The following is a 22,915-nucleotide window of genomic DNA, read 5'->3' as shown; positions in this document are numbered from 1 at the left end:
CAAGAGTCGAAACTGCCCTGATGATTTCAAGGCGGGTGTGAGGATCTTTGTTATATTTGTTGCAACGGGTGAAGCCCGCTCAGAACTTACGCCTTATGAACGAATTTTTAGACCCCAGCGGAGACCATTTATCCTCTGAAGAGATGGATATCGAAAGAGCTCTCAGGCCTTTGAGCTTTGATGATTTCACCGGACAACAACAGGTGCTGGAGAATCTTGAAATATTCGTGCAGGCGGCTAATCTGAGAGAAGAAGCCCTGGATCATACCTTGTTTCACGGTCCTCCCGGGCTGGGAAAAACGACTCTTGCTCATATACTAGCGAATGAACTCGGGGTGGGTATTAAGGTTACTTCTGGTCCCGTTCTTGATAAACCGGGAGATCTTGCCGGGCTGCTTACCAATCTTGAAGAGCGCGATGTGCTCTTCATCGATGAGATTCACCGGCTGAGCCCTGTTGTGGAAGAGTACCTCTATTCGGCCATGGAAGATTATAAGATCGATATCATGATCGAAAGCGGTCCGAATGCCCGAACGGTGCAGATCAATCTCAATCCGTTCACCCTTATAGGTGCAACCACACGTTCCGGTTTGCTCACGGCACCCATGCGCGCGCGATTCGGTATCAGCAGCAGACTGGAGTATTATTCTACCGAGATCCTCTCTGATATCGTACAGCGAAGTGCCGGTATACTGAAGGTGCCAATCACCATGGAGGCAGCCATCGAAATTGCCGGCAGAAGCAGGGGGACTCCGCGTATTGCCAATGCATTGCTGAGAAGAATCAGGGATTTTGCTCAGATTAAAGGAGACGGAAACATCGATATCAAGATCTCCAAATTTGGTCTTAAGGCTCTCAACGTTGATGCTTATGGCCTGGATGAGATGGATAATAAGATTCTGGCGACCGTTATTGACAAATTCAAAGGAGGGCCCGTGGGTATTACCACGCTCGCAACGGCTGTTTCTGAAAACGCCGAGACCATAGAGGAGGTTTATGAACCTTTCCTTATTCAGCAGGGATTCATCATACGAACACCAAGAGGGCGGGAAGTGACAGACCTGGCATATAAGCATCTTGGGCGTATCAAGGGGGGTGCTCAGCCCGGACTCTTTTAAACGTAATCAATTGTTGTACAGTTAAATAGGGGAAAAACCCTCTTGAATACAGGTGGTTGAAATAGTACATTTATTGATGTAATGTGTTTCTTCCGACCATATAGTTATTTGTATTATGCCTGTGTTCATGGATCAACATATCATTCGTGGTTTGTCGCCCGAAGAGGTGGAACGACTGAGCAGTGCCAAAAAGGAAAAGGCAATGGCATTGAACTGTACGGTCATGCTCTCATGGAAAGATCATGATAAAGGTCTGCAAATACAATTGATTGATGCACCCGATCGTGATGTCATTCAACAAATTCATGATGATCTTCCCGGTTGTGAGCATGTCAGCTTCACCGAGATTGAAGAAGCCCTGGTTGATATTCTTATAGATCGCTTCGAAGGTCAGCCTGTAACAGGAAGTCCCGGTAGCTCCCCATCATCGGTACATATGGTATATATCGAGTCTGAAGACGATATCTTACTCTCCCACCAATTGGGCATACACGAATTAAAATCTTTACAAGCTTCCTTTTCCGGGTTTTTAAGGGATATTATCGGGGAATACCTGGGTGAAATTATTGAAATAAGTGAGCGAACGCAGTTTATAGCATTCTCTTCCCTGGTAAAGACACTTAATTTTTTAAAGATTCTTAATGAGGTGCGATCAGATTCATACAGACCGATGTCACTGAAAATAGGGGTTCATTCAGGAGTGGTGTGTTCAGACGCAAGGGAACTTACCAGGCAATCACTGAGATTGTCACGTATTCTGGGTAAGATCGCTCAAACCCATAAGATCTTTGTTTCTTCATCTTTTAACGAACTTGCAGCCAACAAGCTTCTCGATGTATGCGATTATATAAGTCCGGTTTATAAAATGACCGGAAATGAAGAATGTTTCTTGCTTAAACTGGCCGAAGTTCTCGAAACAAACTGGCAGGATCCTGATTTCGAACTCAGTGATCTGTCTGATGCAGTTCAACTCAGTAAAACCCAGCTGTACCGAAAATGCACCTCTATTATAGGAAAATCACCAAACGCGTTGGTTCGGGACTATCGTCTGTGCCGGGCGTTGAAGATGTTGAAGGCTACCGACCGGAATGTTTCAGAAGTAGCCTACGATTCAGGCTTTAACAACCCGTCTTATTTTTCAAAATGCTTTAATGAGCGTTACGGGGTGAGACCTCTGGATTATCTGAACCTGAAAAAAGCTTCCCTGATTTAATTCCCCCCTGATTTTCTTTCAGGTGTTTTCCCCCTCTGAAAGGAGGATTTTCCCCCGGAATATTTGTTCTCATTTATGATCAAATCAAACATGTCACTTCCTCCCGGCCTTGGTACTTTTATATCATCAATCATTCATCAATTTTAAAACGAACAGTTATGAAAACTTTAATTAAATCAAGCCGAAAAACGATTCTGAGTACCACCGTAGCCAAACTGCTCAAAGTAGCCTTATTGTCTGTCCTTATTCCTGTAATCGCATGTTCAGATGAAATTTACGGGGAATTAGACCCGATCGATAATCCTGTTGAAAGCCAACCTTATCTCCAGGAACTGCAATTGGTGCAGGAGCGGTTCGCAAAAAGTGTTAGTGCGGCGGAAACTGTGAAAATGGGGTACAGCAAGCAACTTGCCAATGGTCTTATCGCTCCGGAAGTAATCAGAATGCAGGACAATCAATTGGTTGATAATTCCTTTGACCTGTTGCACCCGGAAGAGATGATCTATTACAGAGAGGGAGACGGCTCGCTTACCTTTGCCGGGGTATCTTACCTTGTCAGGCAGACGCCGGATGAACAGGTGCGCACTGCCCCTCAAAATGCTCCCGAGGGGTTTGCAGGCAGCCACGATGTCTGGCGTTACCAACCAAAAGAATCGACCTTCAGGCTGAATGTATGGATCGGGATCGAGAATCCTGATGGTGTATTCGCGTACGAGAACCCTGCAATTGCGCTGAACACGGTAGTAGCTACTGTTAATATTCAGTGATCTGAGCAGGCCAACAATCTGACCGAAAAAGCCGGAATATCATGTTCCGGCTTTTTTAATGATCATAGCTGTAGAGATACGTGAAAACTTACTTCCTGTAACTTTTTATTTTTTCATTCGTCGTAATAGTATCAATCATCAAATCAAAAAACGAACATTTATGAAACGATTACATTTATCTCATTCGGGGCTGAGCTCATTAACATTTTTCAAAACGACAGTTTTGTTATTTTCCTTAATCCTGACGGCTTGTTCATCTGACAACTTTGGAGAAATATATGATGCGGAAGATCAGAATGCCGGACTTCCCTATTACGGGGAACTCCTGCAACTACAGGCTCATTATAGCGACCTCCCTGATCCGGCCGACTGCGAGAAACTCGGCTATGATTTGCAAAATAGCGAAAGCCCGATTGCTGCAAACCTTGTCAAGATGCAGAATACAGACCTGGTCGATAATGTTTTTGATCTTTTGAACCCGGAAGAGATCATTTACATTCGGGAATCAGATGGATCGCTGACCTTCGCCGGGGTGTCTTATCTGGTGAAAGAGTTTTCTTCAGATGGAGGCGTCAATGGAGCGTATACACCTCCGCAGGGATTTACGGGAGACCATGATGCATGGCGATTCGATGGAACTTTATCTGCATACCGTCTGAACGTCTGGATCGGAATCGATAATCCTGAGGGTGTATTTGCCTGGAATGCACCTGCATCTTCATCAAATACCACTATGATTCCATAATATATCAGGTTTGTATAAGGCGCGTGATTTGCAACTGGCCGGAAGATTCTTTTCCGGCCTTTTTTCGTTTTTCCAGGGGGTTTTCCCCCGGGTGATTTGTTGTTTTTTTTGAATGCTGCGTACCGGCTTTGACGGAGATCTCTCTTTAATTTTATAACATCATTCAATCATTAATCATAAAACGAAAAATTATGGAAACTTTTAAAAAAAATCCGAAGTCCGCCCCTGTTGCATGTATCGCTAATTGGAAGGTTATCTTACTGATCCCATTATTATTTTTGATCTCCTGCAGCGATGACGATGTGTTTAACGAAAAGAGCTCCCCAAGTCCTGATTTACCCTATGCTGAGGAAGTGGAAATACTCAGATTGCAAATGCAGGATATGAACGATTCTAAGATTGCCGCCAACCTGGGGTATCAGATGAAAGGGATAAATTCAAACCTTTCAGGTCCGGTTTATTTTGAAAATACTTCGGCAGTCGATTATCATTTCGAGCTGGAGAATCCTGAAGGGCTCATCTATCTTGCGAACGCCAAGGGAGAGCTTCAGCTTGCAGGTGTTTCATATGCGGTAAGAACCGGAGCTAATGAGTATACTTCTACCAGTATCTCTGCCCCTAGCGGTTTCTCAGGGGCCTATGATATCTGGAGACTGGATACCGAAGCAAATGTCTGGAGACTTAATGTCTGGATAGGAATTGAAAACCCGAATGGCATTTTCGCTTTTGAGAATCCTTCGCTCTATGAGAATAGCTCACGTACTACTATCGATTACGGAAATACCAAATAGGTAAATTTCCAGTATGTTGTACCTTTGAACGAAAGCATAGCGAAATAATCTTGGATAAAAAGGCTGAACATACAAACATGATTAAAGCCGAGGCCAAACGCCTCGGCTTTTTGTCCTGTGGTATATCAGAGGCGGCCTTTCTGGAAAAGGAAGCTCCACGTCTGGAACAATGGCTTAAAAGCGGTTATCACGGGGAGATGGGATATATGGAAAACCATTTCGATAAAAGACTGGATCCGCGTAAGCTTATCGATGGGGCCAGATCGGTGATTACCGTACTTCTCAATTATTTCCCGGATAAAACCCAGCAGGATCCGGAGGCTCCGAAGATTTCGAAATATGCCTATGGCACCGATTACCATTTCGTGATCAAAGACCGGTTGCGATCCCTTTTGGAGTTTATGAAAGCTGAGATTGGTGAGGTAAACGGACGGGCATTCGTAGATTCAGCCCCGGTGCTTGATAAAGCCTGGGCTGTGAGAAGCGGTTTAGGCTGGATGGGTAAACATAGCAATGTGCTGACCAAGCAAACAGGTTCCTTCTATTTAATCGGTGAACTGATCACCGACCTTGAACTTCGATACGATGTTCCGGTTACCGACCATTGCGGTAGCTGTACGGCTTGTATCGATGCCTGCCCGACCGGAGCCATCATCGAACCCTATCAGGTCGATGGGTCTCGCTGTATTTCTTACCTGACGATCGAATTAAAAGAAAATATTCCTCCTTCCTTTAAGGGGCAAATGGACGACTGGGCTTTCGGTTGTGATGTCTGCCAGGATGTTTGTCCATGGAATCGCTTCAGCAAACCTCATTCAGTTCCCGAGTTCGAACCCCATCCTGAGCTGCTTGCAATGGACCGGGAAGAGTGGTTTGAGATCACCGAAGAAACCTTTAGGAAAGTGTTCAGGAAATCGGCGGTGAAGCGAACCAAATACAAAGGTTTGAAGCGTAATCTCGATTTTATCAGGCGTTCAGAATGAGGCGCTTCCCTTGCGGATAAGTGTTTTTTTATCTTTCTTTATTGTGTATATTCGAAAAATTCCCTTGAAACCTTAAGGAATCATCAGTGATCCTTACTGTTCTTAAGGGATTCGATAAACTAAGACTAACTAAACCTTACCTTTGCTATGGGGTCACTACAGCTTCTGGACATTATCGTCATTCTTTTCTACCTGATCGGAATCATTATTTACGGGATTAGTAAATCAAAACGAAGCAGCTCTGAAGATTACTTTCTTGGAGGAAGAACCATGACCTGGCCGATAGTCGGGATCGCGCTTTTTTCAGCGAATATCTCAAGCTCAACCCTTGTAGGTCTTGCTTCAGATGCCTACCAGACCAATGTTCATGTTTACAATTATGAATGGTATGCGGTCGTGGTGCTCATCTTCTTCGCCATTTTCTTTCTGCCATTTTACCTCAGGTCAGGAGTGTATACCATGCCTGAATTTCTGGAAAGGAGGTATGACAGAAGGTCCCGTTACTATTTTTCTTTTATTACCATTGTAGGAAATGTGCTGGTCGATACGGCTGCCGGTTTATACGTAGGTAGTATCGTACTGAAGTTGTTATTCCCTGATATCTCCTCAACTACCATTATCATTATTCTGGCCATTGCCGCTGCCGCCTATACCATTCCCGGAGGTCTTAACTCGGTTATTCAGACCGAGGTGATACAAGCCATTTTGCTGATCATCGGTTCTTGTCTGCTTACGTATTTTGCTTTTGATCAGCTGGGAGGTGGCTGGAATGCCATGATGGAAAAGCTGAATGGGATGCTCGCTTCAGGTTCGGTTGATTTCGGCGATCGGGCGGCAGAGGGGAAATACATCCCCCAGAGTTCAGATGAGGTTTTCAGTTTGGTGAGGCCCTCCAATGATGAGTTTCTCCCCTGGTGGGGCCTGTTGTCAGGGGTTCCCCTGCTGGGCTTTTATTTTTGGGCAAACAACCAGTTCATGGTGCAGCGTGTCCTGGGTGCAAAAGACCTGAACCACGGGCGGTGGGGAGCGCTGTTTGCAGGATTTCTGAAGTTACCTGTGATCTTTATTATGGTTGTACCCGGCGTGTTGGCTATCTTGTTGTTTAACGAGCTCGATATATCTGACCTGAACTATCCCTTACCGGGGGGAGGGTTGTGTGAAGAGTTGGCCGATTGCCCGAACCTGACCTACCCCGTACTGCTCTTTCAATTGCTTCCCACTGGAATACTGGGGCTTGTAGTGGCAGGTTTACTGGCAGCCATGATGTCTTCGGTTTCAGCGACCTTTAATTCAGCCTCAACCCTTATAACCATGGACTTCGTAAGAAATATTAATCCGAATCTTACCAGCAAGCAGTTGGTGAGGGCCGGACAGATCGCTACACTGGTGCTGGTGGTATTGGCCTCGGCTTGGGTTCCGTTTATCGAAAGGGTGAGTGATTCTTTATGGCAATACCTTCAACTGGTGATCGCCTACACCAGTCCGCCGGCTGTGTCCGCTTTTATTCTGGGACTTTTCTGGAAAAGAGCCAATGGAACAGGAGCCATCGTTAGCCTGCTGTTCGGCGGTTTTCTGGCGATTGTGATGATACTCTCGCAGGTGTATGGATGGATGCCTGAAATAAATGACATCCATTTCCTGGCCAAAGCCTCTTTGATGTTTGTGATATGTCTGCTTGTTCATGTGGTGGTGAGCCTGGCGACTCCCCCTCCTTCAGATGAAAAGGTAGATGAGTACACTTATAAAATAGCGCTGTTTAAGCAGGAAACAAAAGAATTGCGCGCCCTTCCCTGGTATAAGAATTACAGGAAACTGGCTGTTATCCTGCTTCTGGCTACCGCTATCATTGTTGGGATATTTTGGTAAATTTTAAAAAATACATGTATATGAATCACAGAGTTTTTCTGGTGACCCTTTCCCTGATCCTTTCAGCAGCTTGTGCCCGGCAGGAAGTTTCAAAGCTGACTGTAGAAACAGAAGCGGCGCTTCAATCACTTATAGAAGATGAAGATACCGACAGCGACAAGAAGATTACCAAAGAAGATATGGGTGATAAACGTTTCACACTTACCGGTCTTTCCGGGAAAGAGCTGGAGATAGAGAGCACCTATCATCTATCGAATCTGTTGCAGGAATTGGCCCTGGCAAGGGCAAAGGGTAAAGACACCACCACTATAGATGTTTCCCGCATCAGAGAAAAACCTGCTGATCGTATTTCAAGAAATATTCGGGAATTGTACTGGGATGACCTTACCAGGACTATCGATGAAAAAGGTCTGAGCCGTATACTGGAAGATACTAAATCTTCTGATACGGTGACCAGAAGGGTATATGTGCCCCATGGAGACACCCTTGCTCAAAAATATTTCAAACAACTCGAATCCCGTTTTGATAATTTCAAAATGGAAGTACTTCCTGAAAAAGTAAGCCCTGAATACGTGAAGTCGATCAATGATCAGCCTGGAATACTCAGCCTCGAGATACGTAACGGTTCAGGAGTTCCCTTTGTGGTCCCGGGCGGAAGATTCAATGAGATGTACGGTTGGGACAGCTACTTTATTGGTGTCGGCCTTCTTTTAGACGGCAGGGTTGAAATGGCACGTAACATGGTTGATAATTTTGTATATCAGATCCGTAATTACGGGAAGATACTCAATGCAAACCGTTCTTATTACCTGACCCGTACCCAACCCCCTTTTCTGAGTTCATTTATCAGAGAAACCTACGAAGCTCTTGAGGAAAAAGATAAGGACTGGCTGGCTTATGTGCTCGAAACAGCTATTGCCGAATATGAGAATGTCTGGATGGAAGAAGGGGTCAGGCTTTCCCCGTCTGGCTTGAATAGTTACAGGGCCCAGGGGATCGGGATTCCTCCCGAGACCGAAGCCGGGCATTTTGATGAAATTTTGAAATGGCATACTACCCGATACAATGAGGAGCAAAGCGATTTTGAGAAAGAAGGTCTAAGTGTCGATGAATATGCCGGCAGGTATCAGAGCGGGGAGATTGTCAACAGGGAGCTCGACGAGTACTTTCTTCATGACCGGAGCCTGAGAGAAAGCGGTCATGACACTTCCTGGAGGCTCGATGATATTTGTGCTGACCTCAATACCGTAGGACTGAACGCCTTGCTTTTCAAATACGAAAAGGATTTTCAATACCTGATTGCTACATATTTCGGAGGAAAATTTACCGATTCCCGGGGGAAGGAATATAACAGCGATTACTGGTCTCAAAAGGCCGGGGCTCGCAGGGAGCTTATGAATCGTTTGATGTGGAATGAAGAAGCCGGCGGATTTTATGATTATAACTGGGTAACAGAGGAGATGACCGATTTTGAGTCGGCTACCAATTACTATCCCCTCTGGGCCGGTTTGGCCACACCTGAACAGGCAGAAAGCATGCTCTCTCGTATGAATGAAACCCTGGTGGCTCATTGCGGGGTGTTGTCAACCTCAAAAGAATCGGTTCAGAAGTATGCTACCAATGATATACAGCGTCAATGGGACTATCCGAATGGCTGGGCACCCCATCAGATGATGATCTGGGAGGGGCTCGATAACTACGGTTACAGGGAAAAGGCCAGGGAACTGGCTTACCGCTGGTTATGGATGATCACCCGAAATGCGGTCGATTACAACGGCACCATTCCTGAAAAATATGATGTGGTGGATTGTACGCATAAGGTATATGCAGAATATGGTAATGTAGGTACAGAGTTCGATTATATCACCACATCGGGTTTTGGCTGGATGAATGCATCGTATCAGCTGGGTCTGGAATTCCTGCAGAAGGATCAAATAGAGTCGCTTAACTCCCTGTTGGAAGCAGAGGTGGTATTTCCCGGCGAATAGCGGGATTATTTATTGGCCAAAAGTTTCATAAGTGGCCAGAAGGTATACCTTTGTAGCAATAAACTAAGAGCACTATGAGCAAAGAAACCAGAAGAAGAGAAGCTTTGGTTTACCATGCAAAACCACAGCCTGGAAAGATCAAAATAGTTCCCACAAAAAGATATTCTACCCAGCGAGACCTTGCCCTTGCATATTCCCCAGGAGTGGCAGAACCCTGCCTGGAGATCGCAAAAGACAAGGACAATGTTTATAAATATACCACCAAAGGAAACCTGGTTGCCGTTATTTCAAACGGTACCGCAGTTCTCGGGCTGGGTGATATTGGACCGGAGGCCTCAAAGCCTGTGATGGAGGGGAAAGGACTTCTCTTTAAGATTTTTGCAGATATTGACGGAATGGATATAGAACTCGACACCAAAGATGTCGATAAGTTCGTCGAGACCGTAAAAACCATAGCACCAACTTTCGGAGGTATTAACCTGGAAGATATCAAAGCTCCTGAAGCCTTCGAAATTGAGAGAAGACTCAAGGAAGAGCTGGATATTCCGGTGATGCATGATGATCAGCATGGAACCGCTATCATCTCTGCGGCGGCCTTGCTCAATGCACTGGAACTGGCTGATAAAAAAATAGAAGAGGTACGCATTGTGATCAGTGGTGCCGGTGCAGCTGCCATTTCATGTTCGAGATTGTATCGCGCTTTCGGGGCCCGGCAGGAAAATATGGTCATGCTTGACAGTAAAGGCGTGATACGTAAAGACCGGGAAAACCTTTCTAACGAAAAGAAAGAGTTCGCCACCGATCGCAAGATCGACACTCTGGAAGAAGCGTTAAATGATGCCGACGTCTTCATCGGACTCTCAATTGCCAATATCGTATCGCCCGAGATGCTGAGGTCCATGGCTGATAATCCTGTCGTTTTTGCGATGGCCAATCCTGATCCTGAGATCGATTATAACTTGGCTATCAATACACGTGAAGATATCATCATGGCTACCGGAAGATCTGATCATCCTAACCAGGTGAATAATGTACTGGGATTCCCTTTCATCTTCAGAGGAGCTCTTGATGTACGTGCTACCAAGATCAATGAAGAGATGAAGATGGCAGCGGTAAAAGCCCTTGCTGAATTGGCAAAGGAGCCTGTTCCCGAACAGGTGAATATAGCCTATGGCGAGACCAAGCTGGCCTTCGGCAGAGATTATATCATTCCGAAACCCTTTGATCCCAGGCTTATCGCTACCGTGCCCCCGGCCGTGGCAAAAGCTGCTATTGAAAGCGGTGTAGCCCGGGAAACCATCGAAGACTGGGATGTATATGCTGAAGAGCTGTTACAACGACTTGGAAACGATAATAAACTGGTTCGATTGCTTCAAAGCAGAGCCAAGACAAGCCCGAAAAGGGTGGTGTTTCCCGAAGGAGATCAACTGGATATCCTCAAAGCGGCGCAGATCGTTCATGACGAGGGTATCGCACACCCCATACTGTTGGGTAGAAAAGAGGTCATAGTTGAATTGATGCAGGAGCTTGACTTCGATGCAGATATTCCTATAATCGACACCAAGACCGATGAGCACAATGATAAAAAAGATCAGTATGCTAAAAAATACTGGGAGTCGAGAAAACGTCATGGAGTGACTCTTTATGATGCAGAAAAGAAAATGAGAGAGCGCAATTACTTTGCTGCCATGATGGTCAATGAAGGAGATGCAGACTGTATGATCTCAGGTTATACCAGAGCCTATCCTTCGGTTTTTCGTCCGATCATCGAACTGATCGGGAAGGCCTCAGGGGTAAATCGTGTTGCTGCAATGAACGTGATGATCACTGAAAGAGGTCCGATGTTCCTGGCCGATACTTCTATCAATATCGATCCGAATGCAAAGGAACTGGCTACCATAGCAAAAATGACAGCTAATGCCGTGAAGATGTTCGGGTTCGATCCGGTGATAGCGATGCTATCTTATACCAACTTTGGTTCGTCCAGAAATCCCAAGGCCTCGAAAGTGGCTGAAGCGGTAAGTATTTTACACCGACAGTGTCCGGAGATTACCGTCGACGGAGAATTGCAATCAGATTTTGCACTGAACCGTGAAATGCTGCAAAGCAAGTTTCCTTTTTCAAAACTGGCCGGTAAAAAGGTGAACACTTTGGTGTTTCCTAATCTTGATTCAGCTAACGTTACCTATAAGCTGATGAAGGAACTGAATAAGTCAGACTCCATCGGTCCGATTCTTCTGGGGATGAAAAAACCGGTGCATATCCTGCAATTGGGAGCCGGGGTAGAAGAGATCGTTAACATGACTGCTGTGGCGGTTGTTGATGCCCAGGAAAAAGAAAAAAGAGAGAAGGCCAAATAAGGCTGAAACCCTATATTCACTTATGGTCCCGAATGTGATTAATTTTACTACATTTGGGACTTTAACGTTTTATTTGTAATGATTTCTCAACTAAACGGGCGCCTTATAGAGAAAAATCCTACTGATGTTGTAATAGACTGTAACGGAGTAGGCTATGCTGTACATATTTCCCTTTATACGTACGAAAAAATAGGACAAGAGGAGGCGCTGAAATTATATACCCATCTTATAGTCAGAGAAGATTCACAGACCCTCTATGGTTTCTTTGATAAAGCAGAACGGGAGGTGTTTCGTCTGCTGATCTCTGTGTCTGGTATCGGTGCAGGTACTGCCCGTACCATGCTGAGTTCACTTGAGCCCCTTCAGATTCGCGATGCTATCGTTAATGACGATGTGGCCACCATCAAGTCGGTCAAGGGAATCGGTGCTAAAACAGCCCAGCGTCTGATCATAGATCTGAGAGATAAAGTACTGAAATTATTCGATGAAGAGACAATTGCACCGGCAGCGGGCAATAGGAATAAGGAAGAAGCGTTATCAGCCTTAGAAGTGCTCGGTTATCCGCGTAAACAGGCCGAGAAGACAGTTAGCAATATTCTCAAGAAGGAGCCTGACCTGAGTGTAGAAAATATCATTAAAACCGCGCTTAAAAATTTGTAAGACTTTTGAAGCCATCTTTCAGCCCTAAATCGATTAAATACCTGTCACAGCTATGTCTGGTGATGGTGTTAATTTTTTCGGTTTCCGGATTGCATGCGCAGGAAGAGGGTGAGCAGGAACAAGACAGTACACAAACAGGTTATGATCTTGGAAAGATCCGGTTGAAGGATCCTCAGAGTATTACTTCAAAATATACCTATGACCCGGTACTTGACCGGTACATCTATACAGAATCTGTAGGCGAATACGATATTAAATATCCGCTCATACTTACCCCCGAAGAATACGAAAAGCTGGTGCTGAAGGAACAGATGCGCGATTATTTCAAAGAAAAGATCGACGCTGTTACCGGGAAAGCGCCCAGCGAGGAAGCTCAGAAGAACCTGCTTCCCAGTTTCTATGTCAATTCTGATTTTTTCGAGAGTGTATTTGGTGGGAATACCATTGAAGTGATCCCACAGGGTTCGGTAGCCATGGATCTGGGGGTGCGCTACCAGAAGAATGATAACCCTGCTCTCTCTCCGCGTAACAGGAACAATGTTTCCTTCGATTTCGATCAGCGAATCAGTTTGAGTTTGCTGGGTAAAGTAGGGGAAAGACTGACCATTAATGCGAATTACGATACAGAAGCCACCTTCGATTTTCAGAACCTGATCAAGATCGAATACACCCCTACAGAAGATGATATCTTACAGAAGATAGAGATCGGTAATGTGAGCATGCCCATCAACAGTTCTCTTATAAGCGGAGCCCAGAGCCTCTTCGGGGTTAAGACAGAATTACAATTCGGGCGTACCCGGGTGACCGGGGTATTCTCAGAGCAGCGGTCTCAAAGCAGAAGCGTGACAGCTCAGGGCGGAGGAACGGTCAACGAATTTGAGATTCTGGCACTTGATTATGATGAAGACAGGCACTTTTTCCTCTCGCAGTTCTTCAGAAGCAAGTACAATCAGGCCCTTGAGAATTATCCGTTTATAAGAAGCCAGGTTCAGGTGACCCGTATCGAGGTGTGGGTGACCAACCGCTCACAACGCACCCAGAACGTTCGTAACATTGTAGCAGTGCAGGATTTGGGAGAGGCTGTACCTGAAAACACCCGCATTGATCAGAATGCACCTGCAGGATTCTTTAATGCCGGCAACAACCTTCCCAGAAACGCCGCCAATGCCTACGATCCTTTTAACCTGGGTGGTGCAGGCTCAGCCCTGAACGCTGCTGTACGGGATATTGCCACCGCAAAACAGGGTTTTAATGTACCGGGCTATAATGTTAACCAGGGCTTCGATTTTGCCATACTCGAGAATGCCAGAAAGCTGGAGCAGGGAAGAGATTACCAGCTGGATACCCAGCTTGGATATATTTCACTTAACCAGCGGCTGAGTAATGATGAGGTGCTCGGGGTGGCATACCAGTATACGTTCAACGGACAGGTCTACCAGGTCGGGGAATTTGCCAACGACGGGGTAAATGCCACCAGTTTCGAAGAGAATAACGGGGTGGTAACCCAGGTGAATCCGCAGGCGTTGATCGTAAAGATGCTAAAAAGTAATATCACCAATGTGAGTGATCCGATCTGGGACCTGATGATGAAGAATATCTATTCTACCGGGGCTTTTCAGTTGTCTCAGGAAGACTTCCGGATGAACATTCTTTATACCGATCCCTCACCGGTGAATTATATCTCACCGGTCGATTCAGATACTTGGCCCCAGGGTCTTGAAGACCGTATCCTGCTCGATGTGTTCAATTTTGATCGCCTGAACGTCTATAACGACCCGCAAAGCGGGGGCGACGGTTTCTTTGACTTTTTACCCGGAATTACTGTAGATACCCAGAACGGCAGAATTATCTTTACCAAGGTCGAGCCCTTCGGGGAATATCTCTACGAATTGCTCGGAGGCGGAGGCAACTACGATGACCCGAACTATTCTCCATCGAATGACAACCAGGCTCAATATGTTTTCAGAGATCTCTATAAGCTTACCAAAGCGGCTTCTCTGGAAGAGCCTGAAAAGAACAAGTTCCTGCTGAAAGGACGATACAAAGCCGAAGGCAGCGGAGGAATTCCTCTGGGAGCATTTAATGTGCCGCGCGGATCGGTAAGGGTGACTGCCGGTGGCCGGGTGCTGCAGGAAGGCATAGACTATACCGTAAATTACCAGGCAGGTACAGTGCAGATACTGGATGAGGGCCTTCGCGCATCGAATGTTCCAATCGAGGTCTCTGTGGAAAACAATGCCGTATTCGGGCAGCAGACCCGTCGCTTCACCGGTTTGAATATTGAGCATATGTTCAATGAAAAGCTCACCCTTGGAGCGACCTACCTAAACCTGAATGAAAGGCCGCTTACTCAAAAGGCGAATTTCGGGGTGGAGCCTGTAAACAATACCATAGTCGGACTGAACGGAAACTTCTCCACCGAAGTGCCATTTTTAACCCGATTGGCTAACAAATTGCCAAATATAGATACAGACGCCCCTTCTAATCTTTCCCTCAGGGGAGATTTTGCCTACCTGATACCGGGGTCTCCCGCCAATGCTGATTTCGAGGGAGAGACGACCTCATACCTCGATGATTTTGAGGGAGCCCAGGCTTTTATCGATATCCGTTCGGCTTTAGCATGGAGCCTTGCCAGTGCTCCTCTGGGTTATGGCGGTGAGATCGAGAACGACAACCTTGCCTCGGGAGGAAAGAGGGCGAAGCTTTCATGGTATACCATCGACCCCATCTTTTATAGCTCCCAGCGGCCGGCAGGCATTACCAATGATGATATTTCGTTTAACCAGACCCGTCGTATTTTTATCGATGAGATCTTCCCTCAGCAGGATGTGCCTCAGGGACAGACCCTGGTGCAGCCGACACTTGATATCGCTTATTACCCGAATATTAAAGGGCCCTATAATGCCAACCAGACCTTCGAGAACCTGACGGCCCAGGATCGGTGGGCGGGTATCACACGATCGGTGAGCAGTACGAATTTTGAGCAGGCCAATGTTGAGTATATTCAGTTCTGGGTGCTTGACCCTTATTATCAGGACGGACAGTTGCCCGGACAAGGCGGGGAACTCGTGTTTAATCTGGGGAATATCAATGAGGATATATTAAAAGACGGGCGAAAGCAATATGAGAACGGACTTCCGGCCGGGCCGGACCCCTCCCTGGTGACCACCACCAATTTCGGGCAGGTGCCATCTACCCAGTCTCTGGTATATGCTTTTAATGCCGATACTTCGAACCGTATCATTCAGGATGCCGGATACGACGGGATTTTAGATGATGAGGAAGGCGCTTTCTATAACAACCCCGGTCCCGATCCGGCCCTTGATAATTATGAATTTTATCTCAATGTTGACGGGGATATTCAACGGAGATACCTGAACTATAACAACCCCCAGGGAAATTCTCCGGTAGCAGTAACCGATACCAACCGGGGTGCAACCACACTGCCCGACGTTGAAGATGTGAACCGTGACCTGACCATGAATACCATCGACAGCTATTATGAGTATCGTATACCTATCAGGCCGGGCATTCAGCGCGACGATGAATACGTAACTGATGTCAGATTGATAGATGTAGAGACGCCTAACAACGACCAGTACCAGGTAAGATGGATACAGTTTAAGGTGCCGATCACAGATTTTGATCAGGCCTATGGCGGAATCTCAGACATTCGTTCGATCAGTTATATGAGAATGTTCCTGACAGGCTTCACCGATCCGGTTACCCTGAGATTCGGTACCCTGGATCTGGTCAGGGGTGACTGGCGTAATTATACCAGAAGTCTGCAGTTCGAGGATGATCCCGACCCTCAGGATGATATGACCTTTGTCGATGTGAATACGGTGAATATTCTGGAAAACGAACAGAGAGAGCCCATCCCTTACGTGCTTCCTCCCGGAGTTTTCAGGGAGCAGCTGAACAACAATAACACCATCGTAAGACAGAATGAGCAATCCCTTTCATTTGCCGTTTGTAACCTGGAACCGGAAGATTCACGGGCTGTATTTAAGAATGTGAATATCGATATCAGGCAATATAAACGTCTGAAGATGTTCCTTCATGCAGAGCAGTATAACAATCAACCGCTTTCAGACGGTGAGCTGGTGGCCTTCGTTCGTTTTGGTACCGATTTCAGTGAGAATTTCTATCAGGTCGAAGTTCCGCTGAAGGTGACCCCTGCGGGGGCCGGAGACCCGGGAACCATCTGGCCTTCGGTCAACAATATCGATCTGCCGCTCTCGTTGCTGTCGGTGATCAAATCACAGGGGATAGCTAACGGCAACCTGCAGGATCTCAATTTTTTTGATGAAGACGGTAACCCTGTTGCTGAGTTTGCTCCCCGTGAACTGGGGGAGCAGAGAGTGGGTGTAAAGGGGAATCCGAGTTTGGGTAATATCAGGGCCGTTATGGTAGGAGTCAAGAACCCTAACACTGCGATCGGTCAAACGGTCTGCGGGGAGGTTTGGTTCAACGAATTGCGTCTGGCAGAGCTCGATAACCAGGGAGGCTGGGCTGCCGTAGCTGCACTGGATGCTAATATGGCTGATTTTGCGAATGTTTCAGCCACCGGAAATATGAGTACTTCCGGCTTCGGGAGTCTTGAAGAAATGCCGAATGAGCGCAGCCGGGAAGATGCGGTGCGCTATGCGGTAAATACCAATGTGAACCTGGGGCAGTTATTTCCTAATAAATGGGGTCTGCAATTGCCGCTCAATTACAGCGTTTCTGAAGAATTAATCACCCCTGAATTCGATCCGCTTTACCAGGACCTGAAGCTGGAAGATCGCCTTGATGCAGCTGCAACCGTCGCAGAACGGGAGCAGATCAGAAGACAGGCTGAAGATTACACCAAGCGAAGAAGCGTGAACCTGATCGGAGTGAGAAGAAACAGAAGCGAAGAGGAGATTCCGAACTTTTTTGATATTTCGAACTTCACTTTTAATTATGCCTACAACCGGGTGGAACATCGTGATTTCGAGATCGCCAAGCTGCAGGACGAGAATGTGAAAACCGGTTTTGTATATACTTATAACTTCCAGCCCGCTGAGGTGGTGCCTCTGAAGAATGCCGATTCCCTGCTGCGGGGTGCATACTGGAAATGGCTGAAGGACTTTAATTTTAATCTGCTGCCTACTACGATATCGGTAAATTCGAACATTTCAAGAACCCTGAATAAGCAAACCTTCAGGGAGGTGCTTAATGTGGGAGGTGATGCCGATCTGCTGGGGCTCCCTGAATTGCAGCAACGCAACTATATGTTTGACTGGCAATACGCAGTGAACTACAACCTGACCAAATCACTTCAGTTCAATTTCACCGCTGCCAATAACTTCATCGTGCGAAATTACCTGTTGGACAATGAAGATGGGGAGCAGGAGGTGAATACAGAGCTTGGGCTGTACGACGATTTCTGGAACATTGGTGAGCCGAACCGTCATGCTCAGCAATTACAGTTGAACTATGATATCCCGATCGATAAGATCCCATTCCTTGAATTCATAAATGCGACCTATGGTTATACCTCGAATTTTGACTGGCAACGGGGTAGTGAAGTGTTGAGAGAGGTGTCGGGAGAGAACCTGAATACCGTTCAGAATGCCAGTACCCACGATTTTAATGCCTCACTGGGCATGGACCGCCTTTATCGTTACCTTGGGCTGGTGCGTAAAGACGGGCGCAGTAGTGGCAGCGGGCGCAGACAATCAAGAGGAGCTCTGCCGGTGGCCAATGCCAACGCCCCACAGGAAACAAAACCCGAAGCTGCCGATAAGAATGGCTTTTATAACGGGGTGATCGATTTGGTTACCATGGTTAAACGCATCAACCTTACCTATACGATGAATTCGGGTAAAATGCTCCCGGGTTATACCGAGTCAATTGGTTTTATAGGTACTGCGAGACCTTCGTGGGGCTTTGTTTTCGGAAGCCAGGCAGATGTGCGATTCGAAGCGGCAAGACGCGGATGGCTTACAACCTTTCCCGAGTTCAACCAACAGTATATGGAGCGTGAGGCTACCCAGCTGAACATAGCGGCCAGTGTTGAACCAATAGCAGATCTGACTATAGATGTGGTGGCCGACAGGCAATATTCAGAAAATTATACCGAGAATTACAGTGTGACAGATACCGACGGTGACGGCTTGCTCGATTACAATCCGCTAATCGAGAACCGCTTCGGAGATTTTTCCATTTCGTCTTTTATGCTTCCCACCGCTTTTACTGATTCGGGATTGGATTTTTCAGAAACCTTTGAAGAGTTCAGTCAAAACCGTATCGTGATCGCCCAACGGCTGGCAAACGTACCCGTCGATCCGCAGGCCACTGAATACCCCGAAGGGTATGGTCCGACGAATCAGGCGGTCTTGTTACCCGCCTTTATAGCAGCCTATACAGGGCAGGATGCTCAAAGTGTAAGTCTGAGGGCATTCAGGGATACCCCGATACCTAACTGGACGATGAAATACACCGGCCTCATGCGTCTCAAATGGTTCGAAGAAAAGTTTCGCAGATTCTCCCTGACCCATGCTTACCGTTCCAGCTACAGTATCAATAATTTCAGAACCAATCTGGAGTTTGATGAGGGCGGTAGTTTTGATCAGTCAGGTAACCTTAAAAATCCTTTGCTGTATACCAACGCGACCCTGGTCGAGCAATTTAATCCGCTGGTCAGGGTTGACTTCGAGATGAAGAATTCCATAAATATGCAGGCAGAGTTGCGCAAAGACCGTGCTCTTTCGCTGAGTTTTGATAATAACCTGCTTACCGAAGTCTCAGGTAATGAGTATGTGGTAGGTTTGGGATACCGAATTGCCGATCTTAAGCTTCCTACCAGGTTCGCTGGGAAACAGACCATACTAAGGGGAGATCTGAACCTGAAAGCCGATCTCTCGCTGAGAGACAACATCACCATTATACGTAACCTCGATATCAATACCAACCAGGTAACGGCAGGTCAGGATATCTGGGCGCTGAAGTTTACGGCAGACTGGGCACTGACCAAGAACCTGACCACACTCTTCTTTTATGACCACACCTTTTCGCGGTTCAAGGTCTCTACAGCCTTTCCTCAAACCACCATCAGATCAGGGTTTACGCTTAGATACAATTTCGGAAATTAGAGCCTTTTGCTTTTGAAAAATGTACAATTGGGTTACATTTGTGCAAATAATTCAAATACAGTAAGAATATGAATATTCCAGCCGATCTTAAATATACCAAAGATCACGAATGGGTGAAGATTGAAGGAGATATAGCCACCGTTGGGATCACTGATTTTGCTCAAGGCGAATTGGGTGATATCGTATACGTTGAGGTGGAAACAGTAGACGAAAGTCTTGAAAGAGAAGAGGTCTTCGGAACTGTAGAAGCCGTTAAGACCGTATCAGACCTGTTCCTGCCACTAACCGGTGAAATTATTGAGTTCAATGAATCGTTGGAGGAAGAGCCTGAAAAGGTAAATGCAGATCCCTACGGCGAAGGCTGGATGATCAAGATCAGAATTTCTGATGAATCGGAGATCGAAGATCTTTTAAGCGCTGAAGCTTATAAGGAAGTTGTGGGTGCTTAAGAAGAATTTCTTTTTATTTCTTGCTCTGGGTTGGTTAATCTTTATTGCTGTTGCCAGCCTGATGCCGATGAGCGATTCGGTAGACATACAGGTGAGTCATGCAGACAAGATCGTGCATGTCTTGTTTTATTTTATGAACACCCTGTTTTTTGCCTATCATTTTCGAAAAAAACTTACAGATTCTTTGCTCTTTAAAATAAGTGTCGGATTACTGGCATATGGAATGATTATTGAGGTATTGCAATATGTGATGCCTTTTCAAAGAGCATTTGAATGGTACGACATGCTGGCCAATCTCACAGGAATTTTAGCGGCTATCGTGTTGATAAAGTTGTTTTTAATGCAAACTGCTCCGGAAAATGACCGGTGATAGTTGCAAGGAATGCAAATAAATAGTTAAATTAGCGACATCAAATCGAATTATTATGGAACCGAAGAAAAATCCAAAAGCTGATCTCACCAGAAATAGCAGTCTCTATTTCGCGATCGGATTGGCTCTTGTATTAGGCTTAACGTGGCTTGCAATCGACTGGAAAACCTATGATGAAGAAGAGGTTTTTGAATATACAATGAATGTTGACGATGAGTTGGAAGAAGAAGTTCCGATCACGGAACAGATGAAAACTCCGCCACCACCACCGCCACCTGCAGCACCCGAGGTAATCGAGGTAGTTGAAGATGAGGAGGAAGTAGAGGAGACTATTATCGAGTCTACTGAAACCGACCAGGAAGAAGAGATCGTGGAAGTTGAAGAGATCGAAGAAGTGGAAGAGGTAGTTGATGTTGACGTTCCGTTTACAGTTATTGAAGACAAGCCGATGTTCCCTGCCTGTGAAGGAGTTCCAAAAAATCAGCAATTCGCATGTTTCAAGGAAAATCTTGATAAGCACGTTCGTAAGACTTTCCGTTACCCGGAAATGGCCCAGGAGATGGGAATCCAGGGAAGGGTATACGTAAACTTCCGTATTAATAAAGACGGTACCATTACTATTCTGAATACACGTGCTCCCGATAAGAGCCTGGATCAGGAAGCCCGAAGAATCATTAACAGCCTTCCTAAACTGATCCCAGGAAAGCAAAGGGGTAGACCTACACCGGTAACCTTCGCTTATCCTATCGTATTTAAGCTGAATTAAGAAGACCATAATAGATATTTAAATCCCGGCATTAGCCGGGATTTTTTCGTTTTGGTTCGTAGCGTTCGACTTAAAAAAGACGCTACCAAGGCTGCAGGCTGCAGTAAAAGGTTAAAAAAGCTAAATGATTGCATAAAAAGCATTTGTACGTTATCTTTGCACCCCAATTTTAAGCGTTAGATGAAAACCGCATTGAATACTGCCTCCAAAACATACGCACTTCCACTGATCATTGATGATTTCAAGCAGATCACTAAGGTCGGACTGGCTTTCAGTGTTGTTTTTTCGTCTGTAGCCGGTTATTTACTCGGAGCAGATACCATTAACCTGCAATCTTTGCTTCTTCTTGCATTTGGAGGGTATTTTATGGTAGGTGCTTCTAATGCTTTCAACCAGGTAATCGAGAAGGATCTGGATGCTCTTATGAAGCGAACGAGGAACCGTCCGGTTCCTTCCGGAAGAATGGCCCCTGCTACGGCAATGACCATCGCTATAGTATTCACCCTGCTGGGCGTGATCTCCCTGTATGTGGTTAACCCGAAAACGGCTATGTTCGGAGCGATATCCATCTTTTTGTACACCTGTGTATATACGCCACTTAAAACAAAAACCCCGCTTGCCGTATTCGTAGGAGCCTTTCCCGGAGCCATACCTTTTATGCTGGGATGGGTGGCGGCTACCAATGATTTCGGGATTGAACCTGGAACACTGTTTATGATTCAGTTTTTCTGGCAATTCCCCCATTTCTGGGCTATAGGCTGGGTGCTTGATGAAGATTACAAAAGAGCAGGCTTTAAAATGCTACCCACCGGGAGTAAGGATAAGGCCACGGCCCTTCAGATCATCATGTATACTTTCTGGATGATCATTGCATCGGTTTTTCCGGTGACAGGACTTACCGGTCAGTTAACGCTGTCGGTTCCAGCTGCTATTTTGATCCTGATGCTTGGTCTTGGTATGCTTTTCTATGCCTTCCGCCTTTATCACAAAAGAGACAATCGTTCGGCCCGCGCTCTTATGCTGGCCAGCGTAACTTATATCACCCTGATGCAGATCGTTTACGTTGCAGATAAATTTTTACACTAAGAATGGATTTAACACAAGGTTCAATTAATGAAAAGACCGCCCGTGCCAAAAAGATGATGTTGTGGTTCGGGATGATCAGTATAGCGATGATGTTCGCAGGGCTTACCAGCGCGTACGTCGTGAGTAAATCCCGGCCTGACTGGCTGATCGACTTTCAGATTCCGACCGCATTTTTCTGGAGTACGGCAGCCATATTACTTAGCAGTCTTTTGGTGCATCTGTCTCTGAGAAGCTCAAAAAACCAGGAGTCGGGTCTTGCAACTTTATTATTGCTCGGAGGTTTTACCCTGGGAATCACTTTTATTATATTGCAATTCATGGGGTTCTCTCAGATCGTTGCAGATGGTTACTATTTTACCGGGGAAGAAAGTACCATAACCACTTCCTTTCTATATGCTATCGTGTTTTCTCATGTGGTGCACGTGATCGCTGGAATGGTGGTGCTTGCCGTCATGTTGTTCAACCAGTACAGGGGTAAATATGCCAACGGACAAACCCTTGGTTTTGAGCTTGGTGCGATGTTCTGGCATTTTCTGGACTTTCTGTGGCTTTATTTGATCGTCTTTTTCTATTTCTTTAGATAAAAAAAACCGTAAATTTGAGCACTTTTTTAAAATTGACTAATTAACATA

Annotated in this window: 16 protein-coding genes; all 16 read left to right on the top strand. The window is 46.0% G+C overall.

Annotated features, from left to right (window positions below; translation table 11 throughout):
* The first annotated feature begins 95 nt into the window (after positions 1 to 95).
* The 16 genes from ruvB to K7R10_RS07575 all read left to right on the top strand — a co-directional run bounded on the left by ruvB (position 96) and on the right by K7R10_RS07575 (position 22,867).
* Positions 96 to 1,118, top strand: a complete 1,023-nt coding sequence (gene ruvB / locus K7R10_RS07650) for a Holliday junction branch migration DNA helicase RuvB (RefSeq protein WP_224484090.1) — start codon at positions 96 to 98, stop codon at positions 1,116 to 1,118.
* 127 nt (positions 1,119 to 1,245) lie between these two features.
* Positions 1,246 to 2,331 carry a helix-turn-helix transcriptional regulator gene (locus tag K7R10_RS07645; protein ID WP_224484089.1) on the top strand — a complete coding sequence of 362 codons (1,086 nt, stop codon included), beginning with the start codon at positions 1,246 to 1,248 and terminating at the stop codon, positions 2,329 to 2,331.
* Between the two features lie 158 nt (positions 2,332 to 2,489).
* Positions 2,490 to 3,098 (top strand): hypothetical protein, encoded by a 609-nt coding sequence (locus K7R10_RS07640; RefSeq protein ID WP_224484088.1) that lies wholly within the window; start codon positions 2,490 to 2,492, stop codon positions 3,096 to 3,098.
* Positions 3,099 to 3,321: 223 nt separating this feature from the next.
* A complete protein-coding gene (locus K7R10_RS07635; protein ID WP_224484087.1) occupies positions 3,322 to 3,843 on the top strand; it encodes a hypothetical protein in 522 nt (173 codons plus the stop codon).
* A gap of 191 nt (positions 3,844 to 4,034) precedes the next feature.
* Positions 4,035 to 4,634 carry a hypothetical protein gene (locus K7R10_RS07630; protein ID WP_224484086.1) on the top strand — a complete coding sequence of 200 codons (600 nt, stop codon included), beginning with the start codon at positions 4,035 to 4,037 and terminating at the stop codon, positions 4,632 to 4,634.
* A gap of 77 nt (positions 4,635 to 4,711) precedes the next feature.
* Positions 4,712 to 5,617, top strand: coding sequence for a tRNA epoxyqueuosine(34) reductase QueG (gene queG, locus K7R10_RS07625; protein WP_370631305.1), 906 nt, complete (start codon positions 4,712 to 4,714; stop codon positions 5,615 to 5,617).
* Between the two features lie 147 nt (positions 5,618 to 5,764).
* Positions 5,765 to 7,483 (top strand): sodium:solute symporter, encoded by a 1,719-nt coding sequence (locus K7R10_RS07620; protein ID WP_224484084.1) that lies wholly within the window; start codon positions 5,765 to 5,767, stop codon positions 7,481 to 7,483.
* 20 nt (positions 7,484 to 7,503) lie between these two features.
* Positions 7,504 to 9,471, top strand: a complete 1,968-nt coding sequence (locus K7R10_RS07615; protein ID WP_224484083.1) for a trehalase family glycosidase — start codon at positions 7,504 to 7,506, stop codon at positions 9,469 to 9,471.
* 74 nt (positions 9,472 to 9,545) lie between these two features.
* Positions 9,546 to 11,831, top strand: a complete 2,286-nt coding sequence (locus K7R10_RS07610) for an NADP-dependent malic enzyme (RefSeq protein ID WP_224484082.1) — start codon at positions 9,546 to 9,548, stop codon at positions 11,829 to 11,831.
* A gap of 78 nt (positions 11,832 to 11,909) precedes the next feature.
* Positions 11,910 to 12,491: a Holliday junction branch migration protein RuvA gene (ruvA, locus tag K7R10_RS07605; protein WP_224484081.1), complete on the top strand. Its 582-nt coding sequence runs from the start codon at positions 11,910 to 11,912 to the stop codon at positions 12,489 to 12,491.
* A 62-nt stretch (positions 12,492 to 12,553) separates the two neighbouring features.
* A complete protein-coding gene (gene sov, locus K7R10_RS07600) occupies positions 12,554 to 19,612 on the top strand; it encodes a T9SS outer membrane translocon Sov/SprA (protein WP_224484080.1) in 7,059 nt (2,352 codons plus the stop codon).
* A gap of 68 nt (positions 19,613 to 19,680) precedes the next feature.
* The gene (gene gcvH / locus K7R10_RS07595) at positions 19,681 to 20,061 is read left to right on the top strand and encodes a glycine cleavage system protein GcvH (protein WP_224484079.1); all 381 of its coding nucleotides are present in this window, start codon (positions 19,681 to 19,683) and stop codon (positions 20,059 to 20,061) included.
* Positions 20,054 to 20,431 (top strand): VanZ family protein, encoded by a 378-nt coding sequence (locus K7R10_RS07590; RefSeq protein ID WP_224484078.1) that lies wholly within the window; start codon positions 20,054 to 20,056, stop codon positions 20,429 to 20,431. Before gcvH ends, K7R10_RS07590 begins: the two co-directional genes overlap by 8 nt.
* A gap of 55 nt (positions 20,432 to 20,486) precedes the next feature.
* Complete coding sequence (locus tag K7R10_RS07585) at positions 20,487 to 21,197, top strand: energy transducer TonB (protein ID WP_224484077.1); 711 nt, start codon at positions 20,487 to 20,489, stop codon at positions 21,195 to 21,197.
* A gap of 180 nt (positions 21,198 to 21,377) precedes the next feature.
* Positions 21,378 to 22,283: a heme o synthase gene (gene cyoE, locus K7R10_RS07580; RefSeq protein ID WP_224484076.1), complete on the top strand. Its 906-nt coding sequence runs from the start codon at positions 21,378 to 21,380 to the stop codon at positions 22,281 to 22,283.
* 2 nt (positions 22,284 to 22,285) lie between these two features.
* Positions 22,286 to 22,867, top strand: coding sequence for a cytochrome c oxidase subunit 3 (locus K7R10_RS07575; RefSeq protein WP_224484075.1), 582 nt, complete (start codon positions 22,286 to 22,288; stop codon positions 22,865 to 22,867).
* Positions 22,868 to 22,915 lie beyond the last annotated feature (48 nt).

This window comes from Robertkochia aurantiaca (assembly GCF_020166495.1).
Classification (GTDB): Bacteria; Bacteroidota; Bacteroidia; order Flavobacteriales; family Flavobacteriaceae; genus Robertkochia; species Robertkochia aurantiaca.
This window is presented reverse-complemented; position numbering and strand designations above follow the sequence as displayed.

Bases quoted from the DNA above. Each gene is read 5' to 3' on its own strand.
- sov (WP_224484080.1), top strand. From the start codon at position 12,554: ATGGTGTTAATTTTTTCGGTTTCCGGATTGCATGCGCAGGAAGAGGGT.
- K7R10_RS07575 (WP_224484075.1), top strand. From the start codon at position 22,286: ATGGATTTAACACAAGGTTCAATTAATGAAAAGACCGCCCGTGCCAAA.
- ruvA (WP_224484081.1), top strand. From the start codon at position 11,910: ATGATTTCTCAACTAAACGGGCGCCTTATAGAGAAAAATCCTACTGAT.
- cyoE (WP_224484076.1), top strand. From the start codon at position 21,378: ATGAAAACCGCATTGAATACTGCCTCCAAAACATACGCACTTCCACTG.
- ruvB (WP_224484090.1), top strand. From the start codon at position 96: ATGAACGAATTTTTAGACCCCAGCGGAGACCATTTATCCTCTGAAGAG.
- K7R10_RS07620 (WP_224484084.1), top strand. From the start codon at position 5,765: ATGGGGTCACTACAGCTTCTGGACATTATCGTCATTCTTTTCTACCTG.
- gcvH (WP_224484079.1), top strand. From the start codon at position 19,681: ATGAATATTCCAGCCGATCTTAAATATACCAAAGATCACGAATGGGTG.
- queG (WP_370631305.1), top strand. From the start codon at position 4,712: ATGATTAAAGCCGAGGCCAAACGCCTCGGCTTTTTGTCCTGTGGTATA.
- K7R10_RS07640 (WP_224484088.1), top strand. From the start codon at position 2,490: ATGAAAACTTTAATTAAATCAAGCCGAAAAACGATTCTGAGTACCACC.
- K7R10_RS07630 (WP_224484086.1), top strand. From the start codon at position 4,035: ATGGAAACTTTTAAAAAAAATCCGAAGTCCGCCCCTGTTGCATGTATC.
- K7R10_RS07610 (WP_224484082.1), top strand. From the start codon at position 9,546: ATGAGCAAAGAAACCAGAAGAAGAGAAGCTTTGGTTTACCATGCAAAA.
- K7R10_RS07645 (WP_224484089.1), top strand. From the start codon at position 1,246: ATGGATCAACATATCATTCGTGGTTTGTCGCCCGAAGAGGTGGAACGA.
- K7R10_RS07585 (WP_224484077.1), top strand. From the start codon at position 20,487: ATGGAACCGAAGAAAAATCCAAAAGCTGATCTCACCAGAAATAGCAGT.
- K7R10_RS07615 (WP_224484083.1), top strand. From the start codon at position 7,504: ATGAATCACAGAGTTTTTCTGGTGACCCTTTCCCTGATCCTTTCAGCA.